Here is a 16,525-nt window from a genome sequence, read left to right on the forward strand (position 1 = left end):
GCCGTCCGGCCCGGCAGCTCATGCCTGCGTCTCCGTCTGCTGCGCGCAGAGCCCGGAGACGAAGCTGTCTCATGAGACTACGTGACGCGCGGGCGTCTGGAAGTTGGAGCAGATCTCCAAAAACCTGTCGTTGGCCTGGGGCACATCGATGCTGACCCGCACTCCGTCGCCGTCGAACGCCCGCACCGACAGAGCCTGCTGCGCGCAGGCCTCGGCGAAGCGGCGGGCGTCCTCGCCCAGCGGCAGCCACACGAAGTTCGCGCGCGTCTGCGGGACGTCCCAGCCCAGTTCCGCCAGCCGGGCCAGGACGCGCTCGCGCTCGTCGACGATGCGCTGGACCCGCTCCTGGACCTGCTCCAGGTGATCGAGCGAGGCGATCGCCGCGGTCTGGGCCATCTCGGTCACCGCGAACGTGGTCGCGACCTTGCGCAGCGAGGCTGTGACCTCCGGCTGCGAGAGCGAGTACCCCACGCGCAGACCGGCCAGGCCGTGGGCCTTGGAGAAGGTCCGCAGCGCGACCACGTTCGGGTGGGCGCGGTAGGTGCGCACGCCTTCGACGAGCTCCGGGTCGCCCTGGAACTCGAGGTAGGCCTCGTCCAGCACCACGAGGATGCCCTCGGGCACCCGGGCCAGGAAGCGCTCCGTCTCGTCCTGGCGCAGCGACGGGCCGGTGGGATTGTTCGGCGAGCACAGCAGGATCACGCGGGTGCGCTCGGTGATGGCCGCGAGCATGCCCTCGAGGTCGTGCGAGCCGTCCGGCAGGTTGGGGACCTGCACGCTCACGGCGCCTGCGGTCCCCACGACGATCGGGTAGGCCTCGAACGAGCGCCAGGGATAGATGACCTCATCGCCCGTGCCGTCGGAGGAGGTTCCCGCGAAGGCCGCGATGATCTGCGTCAGCGCACCCAGGCTGCCCGCACCGGTCACGATGTCATCGGCGGGCACGCCCAGGTGCTGGGCGATCCGCTCGCGCAGCGGCGCGGCGGTCGGGTCGGGATAGCGGTGCATCCGCTGTGCTGCCTGGGCGATGGCCTCCTGGGCTGCCGGCACCGGGCCCCAGGGGTTCTCGTTGGAGGACAGCTTGAAGGCCTCGAGGCCCTCGACGGGCTGCGGGGGCCGGCCCGCAGCGTAGTCGGGCAGGGCGGACAGGGCGGCGCGGGGTGCGACGGAGGACATGACCCTCACTGTAGCGGCGCGGCCCAGCATGAGGCCCACCCTCGGAGCCCCGTTCCGGACGGAACGCCGGCTCGAGCAGCGCGCGCCCGCCGCGCGCCCGGAGACGCCGCCCGAGGATGGAAGAATGTCCGCATGTCTCAGTCTTCCGCCCCCTCGACCGACGATCCCACGGCCCGCATCCCGCTCGGCGGGCTCGAGCCGCCCCTGGCCCTCGGAGCGCTGGACGGGCGCTACCGCCCGGCCGTCGCACCGCTGATCGATCACCTCTCGGAGGCGGCGCTGAACCGCAACCGGCTCCATGTGGAGATCGAGTGGTTCATCCACCTGTGCGCCGGACGCGTGCTGCCCGGGATCGAGCCGCTGGGCCAGGAGCAGATCGACGGGCTGCGCCGCATCGTCGAGGACTTCGGCGCCGAGGGCATCGCCGAGCTGGCCGAGATCGAGGCCGTGACCGTTCACGACGTCAAGGCCGTCGAGTACTACATCGGGCGCCGGCTGCCCGCGCTGGGCCTCGAGCACCTGATCCCGCTGGTGCACTTCGCCTGCACCTCCGAGGACATCAACAACCTCGCCTACGCCGTGGGCGTGCGCGATGCCGTCGAGCTGGTCTGGGCCCCGGCTGCCCGCGAGCTCGTGGAGCAGATCTCGCAGCTGGCCGCCGACAGCGCGGAGGCGCCCATGCTCTCGCGCACCCACGGACAGCCGGCCACGCCCACCACGCTGGGCAAGGAGCTCGCGGTCTTCGCCCACCGCCTGGGGCGCCAGCTCGCCCGGGTCGGATCCACGCAGTTCCTGGGCAAGATCAACGGGGCCACCGGAACCTACGCCGCCCACACGACCGCCGTACCGGAGGCCGACTGGCAGGAGGTCTCGCGCACCTTCGTCGAGGGGCTGGGGCTGAGCTGGAACCCCCTGACCACGCAGATCGAGTCGCACGACTGGCAGGCCGAGCTCTACGCGGACGTCGCCCGGTTCAACCGCATCCTGCACAACCTCTGCACGGACATCTGGTCCTACATCTCGATCGGCGTCTTCCGCCAGGTCCCCGTCGAGGGCGCCACCGGGTCCTCGACCATGCCGCACAAGGTCAATCCGATCCGCTTCGAGAACGCCGAGGCCAACCTGGAGATCTCGTGCTCGCTGCTGGACACGCTGGGAGCCACGCTCGTGACCTCGCGCTGGCAGCGCGACCTCACGGACTCGTCGTCCCAGCGCAACATCGGCACCGCCTTCGGGCACTCGCTGCTGGCGATCTCGAACGTCGCCAAGGGCCTGCAGCGCCTGGATGTGGCCCACGACGTCCTGGCCGCCGACCTCGACGAGAACTGGGAGGTCCTGGGAGAGGCGATCCAGACCGTCATGCGCGCCGAGGCGATCGCCGGGACCCCCGGCATGGAGAACCCCTACGAGCGCCTCAAGGACCTGACCCGCGGCCACCGCGTGGATCAGCAGCGCCTGCAGGAGTTCGTGGCCGCGCTCGGGCTGCCCGATGCCGCAGAGCAGCGCCTGTCCCAGCTCACGCCGCAGACCTACATCGGGATCGCCCCCAGGCTCGTGGAGCATCTCGAGCGCTGAGGGGCCCCGTCCCGTCCGAGGCTCCCGCGCAGACGACGCCGGGCGGTGCTGCTGGTCCAGCAGCACCGCCCGGCGTCGTCGTTCGCATCCCCTCTCAGCGACGCGGATCCGTCAGGTCCGCACCGCCCGATCACATGTCCTTGGCCGCCCAGCCAGCGGTGCGCACGCGGCGACGGCCGAACAGCCGTCCGGGGCGCGACGGGCGCAGCTCGGCCTGAGCGCCGACCGTCTCGAGCCACTCGGGGGCCATGCGCCCCAGCTCCTCGGCAGAGCCCGCGAAGGCCAGCGCGTCCACGGCGCTGTCGGCGCTCACGGCCACGGCATCCCACAACTCAGCGCCGACGCCGCGAGTCTGCTCGCAGAGCACGGCGAAGGCGCGGGCGCCCCGCTGCAGCGCGGGGTCCAGCACGGTGAGGTCCTCGCCCAGGGCCTCGGAGATCTCCCAGGCGGCGCCCACAGCGCTGACCGAGGAGCCGACCGCGATGGCCAGGGAGGCGAAGGGATCGGCCTCCTGGACGCGCTCCATGATGCGGTCGGCGGCCCTGGCGCAGCCGATGTCCCACAGGCCGAGCTCGGTGCCGCGCGGCAGGGTGAGCCGGCGCGTGCGGGTGTCGAGCTCGACGGTCTCGCCGCCGGTCAGCTCTCGCGACAGGCGGATCGGGCGGTACCAGCCGCTCGAGACGGCCTGGGCGCGCTGAGCGGCCTTGAGGACGGCGCACAGCGTGGGCGAGATCTGGGCGGTGAGCGCATGATCGCTGCTCAGGGAGAGCAGCAGGGACAGCTCGGAGTCCGGGCGCTCGGTGCTGAGCACCCGCGACAGGTCGGAGAGGACCTCGTCTGCGATGGACTCGGCGACCATGCGGGTCAGCGGGTCGACGGCGGACACGGTCCGCTGCGCCGTCAGCGTGGGGGCGCTGCGGCGGAGCCTGGGGGGAACGGCCATGGTGGGGGAACCTCGTGGGGGGATGAGGCGGGGCTGGGGATGCCCCGGACCAGATGAAGGCCGCCGCAGATCGACACCGGCCAGATTTTCGGGAGACAGAGGGTGAAGACGTATCGCAGCCCGCGATCCGGCTCCGCTCCTCTGCGCGATGCCCCGAGACTCCAGTCTCTCGGACTGCTGTCACAGCCCCTGTCGAATCGGCGCGCCATGTCGACGGAAGTGAGGTGAGGGCCTCGGCAACCGTCGGCACAGCCCATACGTTACCTGCGAGTAATGAAGATGCAACACCTTTTCTCCGATATTTTCGACCCATCTGACTGGGGACGATATTGAAACATGGTTGCATTGAATATCTAATGAATATGCATTTTGCAGTGGGCTGTTCAACACATTCTATCGCTGCTGCCGACAGCGGTGGGGGCACCGCCCGCAGCGAGTCGATCCAGCAGCTCCCCCGGCCGGTTGGTCGTGATCTGCTGGACGCCCAGGGCAAGGCACAGCTCGAGGTCCGCCGCGGTGTCGACCGTCCAGACCCGCAGGATCGAGCCCTGCGCCAGCCAGGTCCGCACGAGACCGGGGTGATCCCGCACGAAGGCGATGCCCGGACCCGCGATCTCGCACAGGCCCCGGGTGATGATCGGCTCCGCCGACGGCACGACCCAGCGCATGCCGGCGTGCACGAGCCGGGCCGTCACAGCCGGGACCCGCAGGCTCGCGGCCACGGACTCCGGGGTGGGATCCTCGATCAGCTGGCACACGTTGCGCGGGGCGACGGTCTGCAGGACATGGCGCACGGCATCGGGGTGGAAGCTCATGATCGAGACCTGCAGGTTCCCCAGGCGCCCGGTCTCCGGGTCCCAGCCCTCGGCCATCAGGACGCTGAGCACGGCCTCCTCCAGCCGATGACCGGCCGGGGAGGGATGCTTGGTCTCGATGGCGAGTCCGACCCGCCTGCCCGCGCCGCGCAGCAGCTCGAGCAGCTCCGGCAGCGTCAGCAGCTGCTCATGGGGCCCGCCGTGGCTGACCGGGATCTCGACGCCCTTCCAGGAGACGAAGTCCAGACGGCGCAGCTCGGCCAGCGTGTGCGAGGAGATCGGTCCGCGGCCGTCGCTCGTGCGCCCCAGCTGGGCGTCGTGGTGCAGGACCAGGTGGCCGTCGCGCGTGAGGTGGACGTCTCCCTCCACGCCGTCGGCCCCGTCCAGCAGGGCCTGCACGTATGCCGCCCGCGTGTGCTCGGGGTACTGAGCGCTCGCTCCGCGATGCGCGAGGATCCTGGGGCCCAAGCTGTGCCTTCCTGCGAGGAGAGGGTGCTGCGCCGTCGACTCGCAGGGAGTCGGACAGCGCTCTCGCCTCTCACGCTAGGGGCCCGCTGTGAACGCCGGGGGAACGACGACGGCCGACCCGATGAAGCACCTGGTCCCCGCCTGAAGGATCAGGCGGGGACCAGGTGTCCTGCATCATGTCGGCCGCTGTGCGCCGCAGGACTCAGCTGTCCTGCTGACCCTCGCCGCTGATCTGCGCCGGCTCACCGGCCTCCTCGGAATCCTTGGAGCGGTCTCGGGCGTCGTCGGCGAGCTTGGGAGCCCGGTCGACCTCGGACAGCTCGGGCGGGAAGCTCGCCGGAAGCGGCCCGAAGGCCTCCTGGGTGCTCTTCACGACCGCCCGCGACATCGCCAGGTTGGCGCCGCCGCCGACCACGGCGCCGATGCCGAAGGGCAGCGCGCGGCCCAGCGCCGCCGTGGACTGCTTGCGGATGAAGCGGCGCACGAACATGTTGCGCAGCTTCTTGCCGACATCGAGGCCGCCCTCCTTGGAGCCGGTGCCCATCATCAGGCCCCAGCGGTTCGTCAGGCCTCGGGACTTGGAGCTCGAGGCCAGGACCTGCTTCATGAGCACGCCCCCGTCCTCGCCGAGCATCAGGGCCATGACCATGGAGCGCGTGCGCACCGGGTCGGAGGTGTGCACGCCGTGCAGCTCCGCGATGGCCTGGGCGTACAGCGCGGTCATCTCCAGGTAGCCGCCGACCGAGACGGTCGACACGCCCAGGGAGGCCAGCGTGCCGATGCCCGGGATCATGGCCGCACCGCCGGCCACGCCGCCGGTGGCCGTGTTCGCCCGGACGTACATCCGCTCGAGGCGCTTGGCGATCTGCTCGGGGGTCTCGTCCGGGTGCTCGGCGCGCAGCCGCTTGACCCAGCGCAGCACGACGGGACGCTGCACCTTCAGGGCGTTGTCGAGGAAGCCGTTCAGCGCCGGGGTCGGCTTGCCGTCATCATCGAATGCGTGCTTCAGGGGGTTGAACGCCACGGTCGTCTCCTGGGGTGGGTGTCCTTGAGAAGTTCGACACCAGCCTACCCAAGGCCATCAGCGTCCTGTCTGATCGGCTCCTGACGACTGGCTCGGAGCCGCAGCCACGACTCAGCGCACGCGCAGATCCGCCCAGACGGGCCGATGGTCCGAGGTCGGGAAGGGATACGAGCCCGTGAGCTCCGCGCCGGGCCGCCCCGGGGCGGGCCAGAACACCTGGGAGTCCTGCACCCGGAGATTCGACGACGGCAGGACGTAGTCCACCCGCAGGTTGCCCGGCGCCTGGTCGGTGAAGTCCGCCGTGTCGAAGCGGTGCTCGCCCAGATGCCTCGTGTTGGCCCCTCCCTGGGCGGCAGCCGCCGCGACGGCCCCCTCCGAGCTCGGCCGGGGATCCTGGATGCGGTGGTGCTCCAGCAGCTGCCGGGCAGCCCCGGGCCAGGAGTCCCCGTCCTGAGGGTCGGAGTTCAGATCGCCCATGATCACGAACCTGCTGCCGGGCAGCAGTCCGCCGGTGCCCCCGTTGTCGTCGCGGATCCAGCTGCCGCGGCGCGAGCCCGTGATGTAGTCCGCCCAGAAGCGGATCTCGTCGTGGTTGCGCCTCCCGTTGCGGTCCTCGGATCCGTCGAACGACGGCGGAGTCGGGTGGGAGGCCAGCACATGGACGGTGTCGCGGCCCACCCGCACGGGAACGTCCCAGTGCGACTTCGACGACAGCCGCAGCCGCTTCCCGATCTCGCGGCCGTAGTAGTCCCAGGGCAGCAGGCTGTCCGGCATCTGCGACCAGAGCTGAAGCTGGAAGGTCCGCACCGCGCCGTGGTCGATGGGCGCCGTGGAGTACACGGCCATGCCGTACTGGCCGGGGAAGAGGCCGAAGCCCCAGGCATCGTCGCCGGTGCGCAGCGTCCCGTCGCCGTTGAGATCCAGGCCCGAGTCCACGCCCGTGTTGACGGCAGCGGTGAAGACGTGGGGGAAGTCCAGCGGGGCCTGGCCGTTCTGGCTGCGCGCCAGGTAGTTGTCCCGGAACAGCTGCACGCCCAGGTGCTCGGCTTCGTAGTCGAACTCGTTGATCAGCAGGACGTCGGGGGCGCAGCGCTGGATGACCTCGGCGACCGCCTGCGCCTGGGCGTTGCCGGGCGTGGAGAGATCCCGCACCAGCTGCCCCTGCGAGCCGCGGTTGAGCGAGGCGTTGTAGGTCATGAAGCGCAGCGTCCGATGCCCGGCCCCGCCGCGCTCGGAGGCTGCGGCGGGAAGGGCGATCGAGGTCACCGCGGCCCCGGCCAGGCCTTCGACCAGGCTGCGGCGGGTGAGTGCGGTGCGGCGGCTCATGTGATCCCCTGGAGTGCTCGGTGGGCGCGGCCGGTCGGCCGATGACATGGACCGACCGTAGCGAGAGCGGTTGAACCGGCCGTGAACGCACGGCGAGCGGATCGCGCGGATCGGTGAGACGATCCGAGCATGTCCCGCCCCGCACGCCGCTCCCGCTTCCTGTCCGCCCTCGACGCCGGGGCCGAGATCGCCTGGGACGAGCTGACCGGGGGGTGGATCCTCAGCATCGGCGGCGCCGAGCAGTCGCACGTGGACCTGGCGGATCCGAGCCGGGTCTTCTACGAGTACCTGCAGCGGATGTCGGCGGCCTGCGACCTGCAGCGCCCGAGCGGACAGCCCGTGCGCGCGCTGCATCTGGGGGCCGGGGCGCTGACGCTGCCCCGCCGGCTGAGCGCGGTCCGCCCTGGATCGCAGCAGACGGTGATCGAGCTGGCCCGCGAGCTGCCGGGGTTCGTGCTCGAGCACCTCCCCTGGCCGGACTCGCAGCCGCCCCGGATCCTGATCGGCGACGCCCGGGAGCAGCTCAGCGCGCTGCGCGAAACCGAGACGGAGCCGTTCGACCTGCTGGTGCTCGACGTCTTCGCCGGCGACGACGCACCCGACCATCTTCGCGAACGATCGTTCTACGAGGAGATGGCCCAGGTCCTGGCCCCCGACGGGGCGCTGATCGTCAACGTGGGCGATGACCCGGGACTCGGCTTCTTCCGCGAGCAGGCCGAGCGCATGGTGCAGGCCCAGGGCAGCGGCGGTGCCCCGGCCTTCGCCGACGTGTGGTGCCTGAGCGACGCCTCGATGCTCGACGGGCAGCGCGCCGGCAACCTCATCCTGCTGGGCTCGCCCTCGAGCATGCCGCGCGAGAACCTGGACGCCCTGCGCGCCGCCGGCCCTCACCCGGCCGCGGTCCTGGACCGCATGCAGCTCGAGGACTGGCTGGCCGGTGAGTGAATCCGCCGCTCAGGCGGTCGTGAAGCCGCTCAGGTCGCCCTGGGGGTCCTCGAAGTGCGCGTCCACGCGCATCACGGCCCCCGGTGCGTCCGGGCCCTGGATCTCCTTGAGCAGATCGCGCACCGCCCAGCGGGTGCCTTCAGCGATCACCTCCACGGTGCCGTCGTCGAGGTTGCGGGCGCAGCCCACGAGCCCCAGCTTCTCGGCGTGCTTCCACGTCCAGTAGCGGAAGCCCACGCCCTGCACCGTTCCGTGCACGATCGCGATGGCCCTCAGCCTCTGCCTGGTGTCCAAGCCGTCCTCCTCGTCTCGTGCTGCGACCTGCTGGCTCATGCCCGGGTCCCGGAATCGCTGGAGGAGCCCGAGGAGCCCTCGGCCGCATCGCGCAGGACGTCGCGTAGGTCCTCCGCGCTGCCGATCTCCCCGAGGTCGATGGCCCTGCCATCGGCCACGAAGCTCGGAGTCCCCGTCAGCTCGAGGTCCTCCGCCTGCTGGCTGTGCTGCTCGACGATCTCCTCGACGTCGCTGGAGCCCATGTCCTCGCGGAAGCGCTGCTCATCCAGCCCCGCCTCCCCGGCGAGCTCGACGAAGCGGTCCTCGAGCTCGCCGTCCGAGAGCTCGGACCACTCGTCGACGTCGTCGTAGACGAGGCTCGCGTACTCGTGGGCCTCCCCCTGACGACCGGCGGCCTCGACCGCGTGGGCCGCCGGCACCGCGTTGTCGTGCATGGACAGGGGGAAGTTCTTCACGCGCACGACGACCTCGCCGTCGAGCTCCTCGGCCACCTGCTCGACCGCAGGGTGGAAGGACCCGCACGCGGGGCACTCGTAGTCGGTGTACATGGTCACGACGGGCAGATCTCCGCTGGCCGTGTTCAGGGCGTAGCCGTCCTCGATGGCCTGGTCCACGCCGGCGACCTCGGTGTCCTCCTGCGGGGCCTCGGAGTCCTGGGCGCTGGCGGAGTCATGAGCCGAGGCGGAGCCCTCGGTCGAGGGGTCCTCATCGGAGCTGGGAAGGCAGCTCGTGAGCAGCAGCGCGCAGCAGGAGACAGCCGTCAGGCCGGCCGCGAGGCGGGATCCGGTGGGATGGGATGTCATGGCACTCCCGGGGGGGTGAGGCGGTGCCCGGAGGGCCCCGCGGTGATCGGTCTGCGATGGCCCAGACTACGGGCGGGATCTGACTGCGCGATACCCTGCCAGCGTCGTGCCGTCCGAGAGCCCGTTGCCAGAAGGAGTCCGCCCGTGCAGCTGATGGTCCCGTTCCAGATCGTGCTCATCGTCCTGGCGGTGATCGTGATCGTCGTGGGAGCCGTGATCTCCGACCCGCTGCTGATGCTGCTCGGGGCGCTCATGGCCGCGATGGCCATCACCGGGCTGGGCATGGCGCTGCGGATGCGCCGACGGCACTCGGGCCAGGCCCCGCAGCGCCCCACGCGCGGCTGAGACCGGATCAGCCCTGGGCCTCGGCCTGCTCCTCGTCCAAGGGCAGCGGCTCTCCGTCCAGCCGGTGGTCCAGGTGCATTCCGGCCTCCGCAGCGCTGCCGCTCAGGGCCTCGGCCGCTTCCTCGTACTGCGGCTCGCTGTACTCCGGCAGCCGCTCGGAGCGCACCCTGAGCATCGGCGCCGCCCCGTCCGAGCCCTCGACCCGCGCCGTGGCCTGCAGATCAGGGACCTGGCCCAGGTCGTGGAGGTCCTCGAGCAGCTCGGGCGTCAGCGACTTCGCGAACGCGCTCGGGACCGTGAGCCGCACGCGGCCGTCGATCACGGTCACAGCATCCTGGTGCCCGCCCGGCGCCTGGCCGGCCTCCTGGGTGTCCCTGAGCACCCGGGAGAGCTGGGGAAGCGCCCCCTCAGCAGACAGATCCGCCGTGTAGACGGTGGTCACCTCCAGCTGCTGGCCCACGCTCACCGACCAGCGGCGCTCGGGCCCCTGCTCCACGGCGGAGGACGGCGACGCCGAGGGATCCGGGGCAGCCGTCTCCTGCGCGCCTGGCTGGGGGCCTGTGCGCTGCAGCGCGGCGAGCAGGTCGATGGCCTCGGGGATCGTCGCCGCCGGGCCCGCCGCCCGGCCGTCCGCAGCGGCGGGCTCGGAGGCCGTCGATGCCTCCGCCGGTCCCGAGATCGAGGATCCGTCGTCGAGCACCAGGGAGACCTGTCCCAGGCCGATGCCGGTCCCCGACAGCTGGGCCTCGGCCTCCGTCTCGGCCGAGGACCAGGCCTGAGCGATCTGCTCGGGGGTGGCTTCGGGCGCGAAGAGCAGCCCCAGGTCCACGGTGCCCTCGCGGGCCTCGCCCGCCTGGGTGTACGAGCCCTCCACGGAGGCCGAGACCACCCCGGGCTGCTCGCACAGGGCCAGCTCGGTCTGCGGCACCACGAAGGCCACGTCAGCGGCATCCGATGCGGGTGCGGTCCGCGCCAGGCCGTCGTCCTCGGCGCTGGGTCGAGGCTGATCGCAGTCGGCGCTGCGAGCCCAGACGGGCAGCTCAGCCCCGGCCACGAGCCCGGGCTCGGCGATCTCCCGGTTCGGCGGCTGCTCCATCTCCGGGATGTCCGGCTCGGGATCGGCCGGTGCGCAGCCCGCCAGCGGCAGTCCCATGGCGGCGAGACAGCCCAGCAGCGCGGCCGATCGGAGTCCGGCGCTCGGGCGCGAGGCGGCTGTCATCTCAGATGCCTCCTGCGAAGCGAGCGGATACGGGGGGGGTGCGCCGCCGGGCGGCGCCGCACGGCCATCCTACGGATCGCGGCCTCCTGCCGCGCACTGCGGTCCGGGCCGTGACGCGCGAGCCGTCTCAGCCGCGCAGCCAGGGACCCGTGACCGAGTCGGGATCGGCGGCGACCTCCTCCGGAGTGCCTGCCGCCACGACGGTCCCGCCGCGGCGCCCGGCGCCCGGGCCCAGATCGATGACATGGTCGGCCGTGCGGATCGCCTCCGGGCGATGCTCGGCCATCACGACGGTCGCCCCGTCGCGGGCGAGGTCGTGCAGCACCCGCAGCAGTCGCTCGGCATCGGCCGGATGCAGCCCCGTGCTGGGCTCGTCGAGCAGGTAGAGCGTCCGGCTGCGACCGGTGCGGTGCAGCTCGGAGGCGAGCTTGATCCGCTGGGCCTCTCCGCCGGAGAGCTCGGTCGCCGGCTGGCCCAGTCGCAGGTAGCCGAGTCCCAGCGCCCCGAGTGCCTCCAGGGGCCTGCGGATCGCATCGACCCGGCGGCGCTGGGAGGCCGAGCGCTGCTGATGCGCGGTCTCCTGGTCGGACGGCTCCTTCGCGAAGACGGCGAGCGCCTCGGCGACCGTGAGCTCCAGGATCTCGGCGATCGTCCTCCCCTCCCAGCGCACTGAGAGGGTCTCGTCGTCGTAGCGGGTCCCGTGGCAGACCGGGCAGACGGTCCAGGAGCCGGGCAGGAAGACCAGCTCGACCTCCACCTGGCCCTGCCCCTGGCAGTGCGGGCAGCGCCCGGGGGTCGTGTTGAAGGAGAACCGCCCGGCCTTCCAGCCGCGGGAGCGGGCCTCCGGGGTGTCGGCGAACAGCGCGCGCACGTGATCGAAGAGCCCCGTGTAGGTCGCCAGGTCGGAGCGCGGTGTCCGTCCGATCGGCTTCTGGGTGATCCGCACCAGGCGGCGCACCTCCTCCAGGCCCTCCGCGGCCGCGACGGTGGTGCCCGGACGGCGCTGCTGCTCGGACCCAGAGCCCTCGCCGGTCTCCTCCGGGTCGCCGGCCTCGAGGTCCACCACGCCGGAGCCCTCCAGATGCTGCGCCGTCGCATCCCCCAGCGCATCCAGCAGCGAGGACTTGCCCGAGCCGGAGACGCCCGTCAGCGCGGTCAGCGCCCCGATCGGGAACTCGGCGTCGATGCCGTCGAGGGTGTTGCGGCGCACGCCCCGCAGGCGCAGGCGCTGCTCGCTCACCCGCACGGGGCCGCCGCGGATCTGCTCCGGCGGCGTCGAGGCGCGCAGGAAGCGGCCCGTGGCCGATTCCGCGACGTCCTGGAGCTGGTCGACGGGACCGGAGTGCAGGATGCGTCCGCCCTGGGTGCCCGCGCCGGGGCCGACGTCGACCACCCAGTCGCAGCCGCGCACGAGCTCCATGTCGTGCTCGACCAGGCACACGCTGCTGCCCGCGCCCACGAGGCGGCGCAGCACCGCCATGAGCTGACGCGCCTCCGACGGGTGCAGCCCCGCCGAGGGTTCGTCCAGGACGTAGACCACCCCGAAGAGCCCCGAGCGCAGCTGCACCGCCAGGCGCAGGCGCTGCATCTCGCCGGGGGAGATGCTGAGGCTGCTGCGATCCAGGCTCAGATGCCCGAGGCCCAGGTCCACGACCGAGCGCAGGGTCGAGCAGCCGTCCTGGAGCAGCAGATGCTCGGCCTCCTCGCCGGGACCCAGCCGCTGGCCGTTCTCAGCACGGCGGTCCAGCTCCGCGCGCCTGTCCTCGAGCAGCTGCAGCAGCTCGTCCAGGGGTCGGGCCTGCAGCCGGTCGATCGGATCGCCGGCCCAGGTCACGGACAGCGCGGCCCGGGTGAGGCGGCGGCCGTCGCACTCGGGGCACGGGCGGGACTCCACGAAGCGCAGCGCGCGGGCGCGCATGCTCGCGCTGCCGGTCTCGGCCAGCGTGCGCATCAGCAGGGAGGCCGCCGAGGAGAACGTCCCCTGGTACTCGCGCTGGACCTGATGGGCTCCGCGCACGGGATGGACGGTCACGACGGGGTGCTCGTCCGTGAACAGCACCCACTGCCGGGTCTGCTCGGGAAGCTCGCGCCACGGCAGGTCGATGTCGATGCCGAGCTCGCGGCAGATGTCGCGCAGGTTCTTGCCGTTCCAGGCGCCGGGCCACGACGCGATCGCGCCGTCGGCGATGCTCAGGCTCGGATCCGGGACCATCGACTCCTCGGTCGGCACGTGCTGCACGCCCAGGCCGTGGCACACCGGGCACATGCCCGTCGGGGTGTTCGGGGAGAAGGCGTCGGAGTCCAGCCGACCGCGCGGGCCCAGCTCCATCCCCTGGGGATACTCCCCTGCCCGCGAGTACAGCAGCCGGATCGTGTTCGACAGCGCCGTGATGGTCGCCACCGAGGACCGGGCGGTGCCGCCTCCGCGCTGCTGGCCCATGGCGACGGTCGGCGGAAGACCATCGACCGAGCGGACCTGGGGATCGACGGCACCGGCGATCAGTCGACGGGCGAACGGGGCCACCGATTCGAGATAGCGGCGCTGGGCTTCGCCGTGCAGGGTGCCGAAGGCCAGCGAGGACTTCCCGGAGCCGGAGATTCCCGTGAACGCCACGAGCCGCTCGCGCGGGATCTCGACATCGACATCGCGCAGGTTGTGCAGGTGGGCGCCGCGGATGCGGATCATGCCGTCGTCGTCGGCGTTCTCGACCTTCTGAGACGGGGTCGGCTCCCCGGAACCGGCGGTCATGCCCGCAGCTCCACGGCCCAGAAGGTGCCGTGCCCGCTCACGACGACCGGCTCGCCGTCGGCTCGGACCCAGGCCGAGTGCCCGGAGCCGACCTCCATCTTCTCGGCCCCCGGGGCGCCGATCGTCACGGAGCCGTCGACGCACAGGACCGTGCAGGTGCTGGGATCGACCTCGAGCTCCCGCCCGGGCTCGACCTCTCCCGAGACGAGGCTCAGGCGGTCCTCCCACAGCGGGATGCGGCGCAAGCCGTCGGGACCCGTCAGGACCTCCTGCGGCACTCCGGGGTCCTGGTCATCGGTCACGACCCGCAGCAGCTCGTCGACGTCGACGTGCTTGGGGGTCAGCCCCGCGCGCAGCACGTTGTCCGAGCAGGCCATGATCTCCACGGCCGTGCCCTGCAGATAGGCGTGGACCTGGCCTGCGGAGGTGAACATGGACTCCCCGGGCTCGAGCACGAAGTGATTCATGCACAGGGCCACCAGCAGGCCGCGATCACCGGGGTGCGAGCGGGCGATGTAGGTCAGCACGGAGCCCAGCTCATCGTCGGCGGGCAGGCTGCGGACCGCCGCCTCCAGAGCGGCCAGAGCCGCCTGCGCCCGGTCCTCCGGAAGGCTCAGCACGGTGCGCAGGACGGGCTCGGGGTACTCGAGCGCCTCGCGCAGCCACTGCTGGTCCAGCGCCTCGGCCAGCAGACCGAGCTCGGCGCGATCTCGCATGCCCGTGAGGATCTGCAGCCGCGACAGCGCCACCACGGTCTCCGGCTTGTCGCTGCGGTCCTTGTAGCTGCGATGCGCCGCATCGATCGCGATCCCGGCGGCCTCCTCGCGCTCGAACCCCTCCCGGGCCTGCGCGATCGAGGGGTGGACCTGGATCGACAGCGGGGCCTCGATCGCCAGGATCTTGAGCAGGAAGGGCAGGGATCCGTCGTCGGCCACGACCTGGGCGCCGTCGCGCACGAAGCGCTCGGGCTCCTCCAGGAGCAGCTCGTTGAGGGGCTGCGGGCCGGCCTGGAGCACGAGCTGCGAGGGTGCCGAGCGGTGGGCGCCGATCCACAGCTCGGCCTCCGGCTGCTCCGAGGGCGAGGACCGCCCCTGCATCTGCGCCAGGACCGAGCGCGAGCCCCAGGAGTAGTGCTGGACGGGGTCGATCATCTCGAAGAGCTGGGGCATGGCTCCATAGTAAGCACGGGGACTGTCCCCGCCTTCCTGCCGCAGCAGGGCCCCGCGCCCCCATGTATGGGGCGGCGGCGCGCCCGCCTGCGCTCGGGAGCCGCCCGATCGCCTCCATTAGAGTGCCAGGCATGACCATCGACCTGTCCCAGTCCTTCAAGGCCTATGACGTCCGCGGCATCGTGGGCGAGACCATCACCGCCGAGACCGTGCGCGCGACCGGCGCCGCCTTCGTCGACGTCCTCGAGCTGGCCGGAAGAACGGTGCTGGTCGGCGGCGACATGCGCCCGTCCTCGCCCGAGTTCATCGACGCCTTCGCCGAGGGCGCCACCGCTCGCGGCGCGGACGTCGTGAAGATCGGGCTGATCTCGACCGACGAGCTCTACTTCGCCTGCGGCGTGCTCGATGCCGCCGGCGTGACCTTCACCGCCAGCCACAACCCGGCGCAGTACAACGGCATGAAGATGGCTCTGCCGGGGGCTGTGCCCGTGTCCTCCGAGACCGGGCTCTACGAGATCCGCGACCGCGCCCAGTCCTACCTGGCCGACGGCATTCCGCCAGGCGAGACCCGGGGGACGATCTCCGAGCGCGACGTCCTCAAGGACTACTCCGAGTTCCTGCGCGGACTCGTGGACCTGCGCGGGATCCGCCCGCTGAAGGTCGTCGTGGACGCCGGCAACGGCATGGGCGGGCTCACGACCCCGGCCGTGCTGGGCGACACCGTGCTGGAGGGGCTGCCACTGGAGATCGTGCCGCTGTACTTCGAGCTCGACGGCACCTTCCCCAACCACCCCGCGAACCCCCTCGAGCCCGCGAACCTCGTGGACCTCCAGAAGGCCGTGAGGGAGCACGGGGCGGATATCGGCCTGGCCTTCGACGGCGACGCCGACCGCTGCTTCGTGATCGACGAGAACGGCGGAGCGGTGACCCCGTCGGCGATCGCCGCGATCGTCGCCGAGCGCGAGATCGCCCGGGCGCAGGCCTCCGGCGAGCAGACCCCCGTCGTGATCTACAACCTGATCACCTCCCGCGCCGTCCCCGAGCTGGTGGAGGCGCGGGGCGGGCGCCCGGTGCGCACGCGCGTGGGCCACTCCTTCATCAAGGCCGTGATGGCCCGCGAATCGGCGGTCTTCGGCGGCGAGCACTCGGCCCACTACTACTTCCGCGACTTCTTCAACGCGGACACCGGCATGCTCGCGGCCATGCATGTGCTGGCCGCCCTGGGCGAGCAGCAGCGTCCGCTCTCCGAGCTCATGGCCAGCTACGACCCCTACACCGCCTCCGGTGAGATCAACTCCGAGATCGAGGACAAGGCGGCAGCGGTCGAGCGCGTCCGCGGGTCGTTCGCGGGCGAGGACGTGGAGGTCGAGGACTCCGACGGCACCACCTTCGCCGCCGCCGACGGGACCTGGTGGTTCAACCTGCGCCCGTCGAACACGGAGCCTTTCCTGCGCCTGAACGTCGAGGCGCACGACCCCGCCGTGATGGAGCAGCTGCGCGATCGCGTGCTGGGCATCGTGCGCGGCTGAGGCCTCGCGCGACAGAATCCGCGGCCCCGTCCTCGCCCCTCCCCGGGCAGCGGCGGGGCCGCTTCGGCGGCGATCCCCTCCACGCGACGTCAGGAGAGGTGAAGGGCAGCCTTGGCCATCTGGATCAGACGACGCAGCCGATCGG

General features: G+C 71.8%; 14 protein-coding genes. 4 read left to right on the forward strand and 10 right to left on the reverse strand.

Annotation, left to right across the window (positions count from 1 at the left end):
* Positions 1–69: 69 nt before the first annotated feature.
* Complete coding sequence (gene hisC, locus JOE55_RS05615; RefSeq protein WP_204782261.1) at positions 70–1,176, reverse strand: histidinol-phosphate transaminase; 1,107 nt, start codon at positions 1,174–1,176, stop codon at positions 70–72.
* Positions 1,177–1,308: 132 nt separating this feature from the next.
* Here hisC and purB point away from each other — a divergent pair, with 132 nt between their 5' ends.
* On the forward strand, positions 1,309–2,751 hold the full coding sequence (gene purB / locus JOE55_RS05620) for an adenylosuccinate lyase (protein ID WP_204782262.1): 1,443 nt from the start codon (positions 1,309–1,311) through the stop codon (positions 2,749–2,751).
* A gap of 130 nt (positions 2,752–2,881) precedes the next feature.
* Here the strand turns inward: purB and JOE55_RS05625 are convergent, their stop codons facing one another.
* The 4 genes from JOE55_RS05625 to JOE55_RS05640 form a co-directional block, all read right to left on the reverse strand.
* The gene (locus JOE55_RS05625; RefSeq protein ID WP_204782263.1) at positions 2,882–3,694 is read right to left on the reverse strand and encodes an FAD:protein FMN transferase; all 813 of its coding nucleotides are present in this window, start codon (positions 3,692–3,694) and stop codon (positions 2,882–2,884) included.
* 383 nt (positions 3,695–4,077) lie between these two features.
* Complete coding sequence (locus JOE55_RS05630; RefSeq protein ID WP_239546448.1) at positions 4,078–4,977, reverse strand: glycerophosphodiester phosphodiesterase; 900 nt, start codon at positions 4,975–4,977, stop codon at positions 4,078–4,080.
* Between the two features lie 202 nt (positions 4,978–5,179).
* Positions 5,180–6,001, reverse strand: coding sequence for a hypothetical protein (locus tag JOE55_RS05635; protein WP_006213911.1), 822 nt, complete (start codon positions 5,999–6,001; stop codon positions 5,180–5,182).
* A 111-nt stretch (positions 6,002–6,112) separates the two neighbouring features.
* Entirely contained in the window at positions 6,113–7,327 is a 1,215-nt protein-coding gene (locus tag JOE55_RS05640; RefSeq protein ID WP_204782264.1) for an endonuclease/exonuclease/phosphatase family protein, read from the reverse strand.
* A gap of 129 nt (positions 7,328–7,456) precedes the next feature.
* On the opposite strand from JOE55_RS05640, the gene JOE55_RS05645 reads away from it, so the two are divergent.
* The gene (locus JOE55_RS05645; RefSeq protein ID WP_204782265.1) at positions 7,457–8,272 is read left to right on the forward strand and encodes a spermidine synthase; all 816 of its coding nucleotides are present in this window, start codon (positions 7,457–7,459) and stop codon (positions 8,270–8,272) included.
* Between the two features lie 9 nt (positions 8,273–8,281).
* Here JOE55_RS05645 and JOE55_RS05650 read toward each other — a convergent pair whose 3' ends face one another.
* Positions 8,282–8,605 (reverse strand): acylphosphatase, encoded by a 324-nt coding sequence (locus JOE55_RS05650; RefSeq protein WP_204782266.1) that lies wholly within the window; start codon positions 8,603–8,605, stop codon positions 8,282–8,284.
* Positions 8,602–9,369, reverse strand: a complete 768-nt coding sequence (locus JOE55_RS05655; RefSeq protein WP_204782267.1) for a DsbA family protein — start codon at positions 9,367–9,369, stop codon at positions 8,602–8,604. Before JOE55_RS05655 ends, JOE55_RS05650 begins: the two co-directional genes overlap by 4 nt.
* A gap of 144 nt (positions 9,370–9,513) precedes the next feature.
* Here JOE55_RS05655 and JOE55_RS05660 point away from each other — a divergent pair, with 144 nt between their 5' ends.
* Complete coding sequence (locus tag JOE55_RS05660; RefSeq protein ID WP_006213916.1) at positions 9,514–9,714, forward strand: hypothetical protein; 201 nt, start codon at positions 9,514–9,516, stop codon at positions 9,712–9,714.
* Between the two features lie 7 nt (positions 9,715–9,721).
* Here the strand turns inward: JOE55_RS05660 and JOE55_RS05665 are convergent, their stop codons facing one another.
* The 3 genes from JOE55_RS05665 to manA form a co-directional block, all read right to left on the reverse strand.
* Positions 9,722–10,933, reverse strand: coding sequence for a hypothetical protein (locus JOE55_RS05665; protein ID WP_204782268.1), 1,212 nt, complete (start codon positions 10,931–10,933; stop codon positions 9,722–9,724).
* A 127-nt stretch (positions 10,934–11,060) separates the two neighbouring features.
* Positions 11,061–13,682: an AAA family ATPase gene (locus JOE55_RS05670; protein ID WP_204782269.1), complete on the reverse strand. Its 2,622-nt coding sequence runs from the start codon at positions 13,680–13,682 to the stop codon at positions 11,061–11,063.
* Positions 13,679–14,851, reverse strand: coding sequence for a mannose-6-phosphate isomerase, class I (manA, locus tag JOE55_RS05675; protein ID WP_204782270.1), 1,173 nt, complete (start codon positions 14,849–14,851; stop codon positions 13,679–13,681). Before manA ends, JOE55_RS05670 begins: the two co-directional genes overlap by 4 nt.
* Positions 14,852–14,982: 131 nt before the next feature.
* On the opposite strand from manA, the gene JOE55_RS05680 reads away from it, so the two are divergent.
* Complete coding sequence (locus JOE55_RS05680; protein WP_024289745.1) at positions 14,983–16,380, forward strand: phosphomannomutase/phosphoglucomutase; 1,398 nt, start codon at positions 14,983–14,985, stop codon at positions 16,378–16,380.
* Positions 16,381–16,525 lie beyond the last annotated feature (145 nt).

Origin of the sequence: Kocuria palustris, from assembly GCF_016907795.1 — a bacterium.
GTDB classification, from domain to species: domain Bacteria; phylum Actinomycetota; class Actinomycetes; order Actinomycetales; family Micrococcaceae; genus Kocuria; species Kocuria palustris.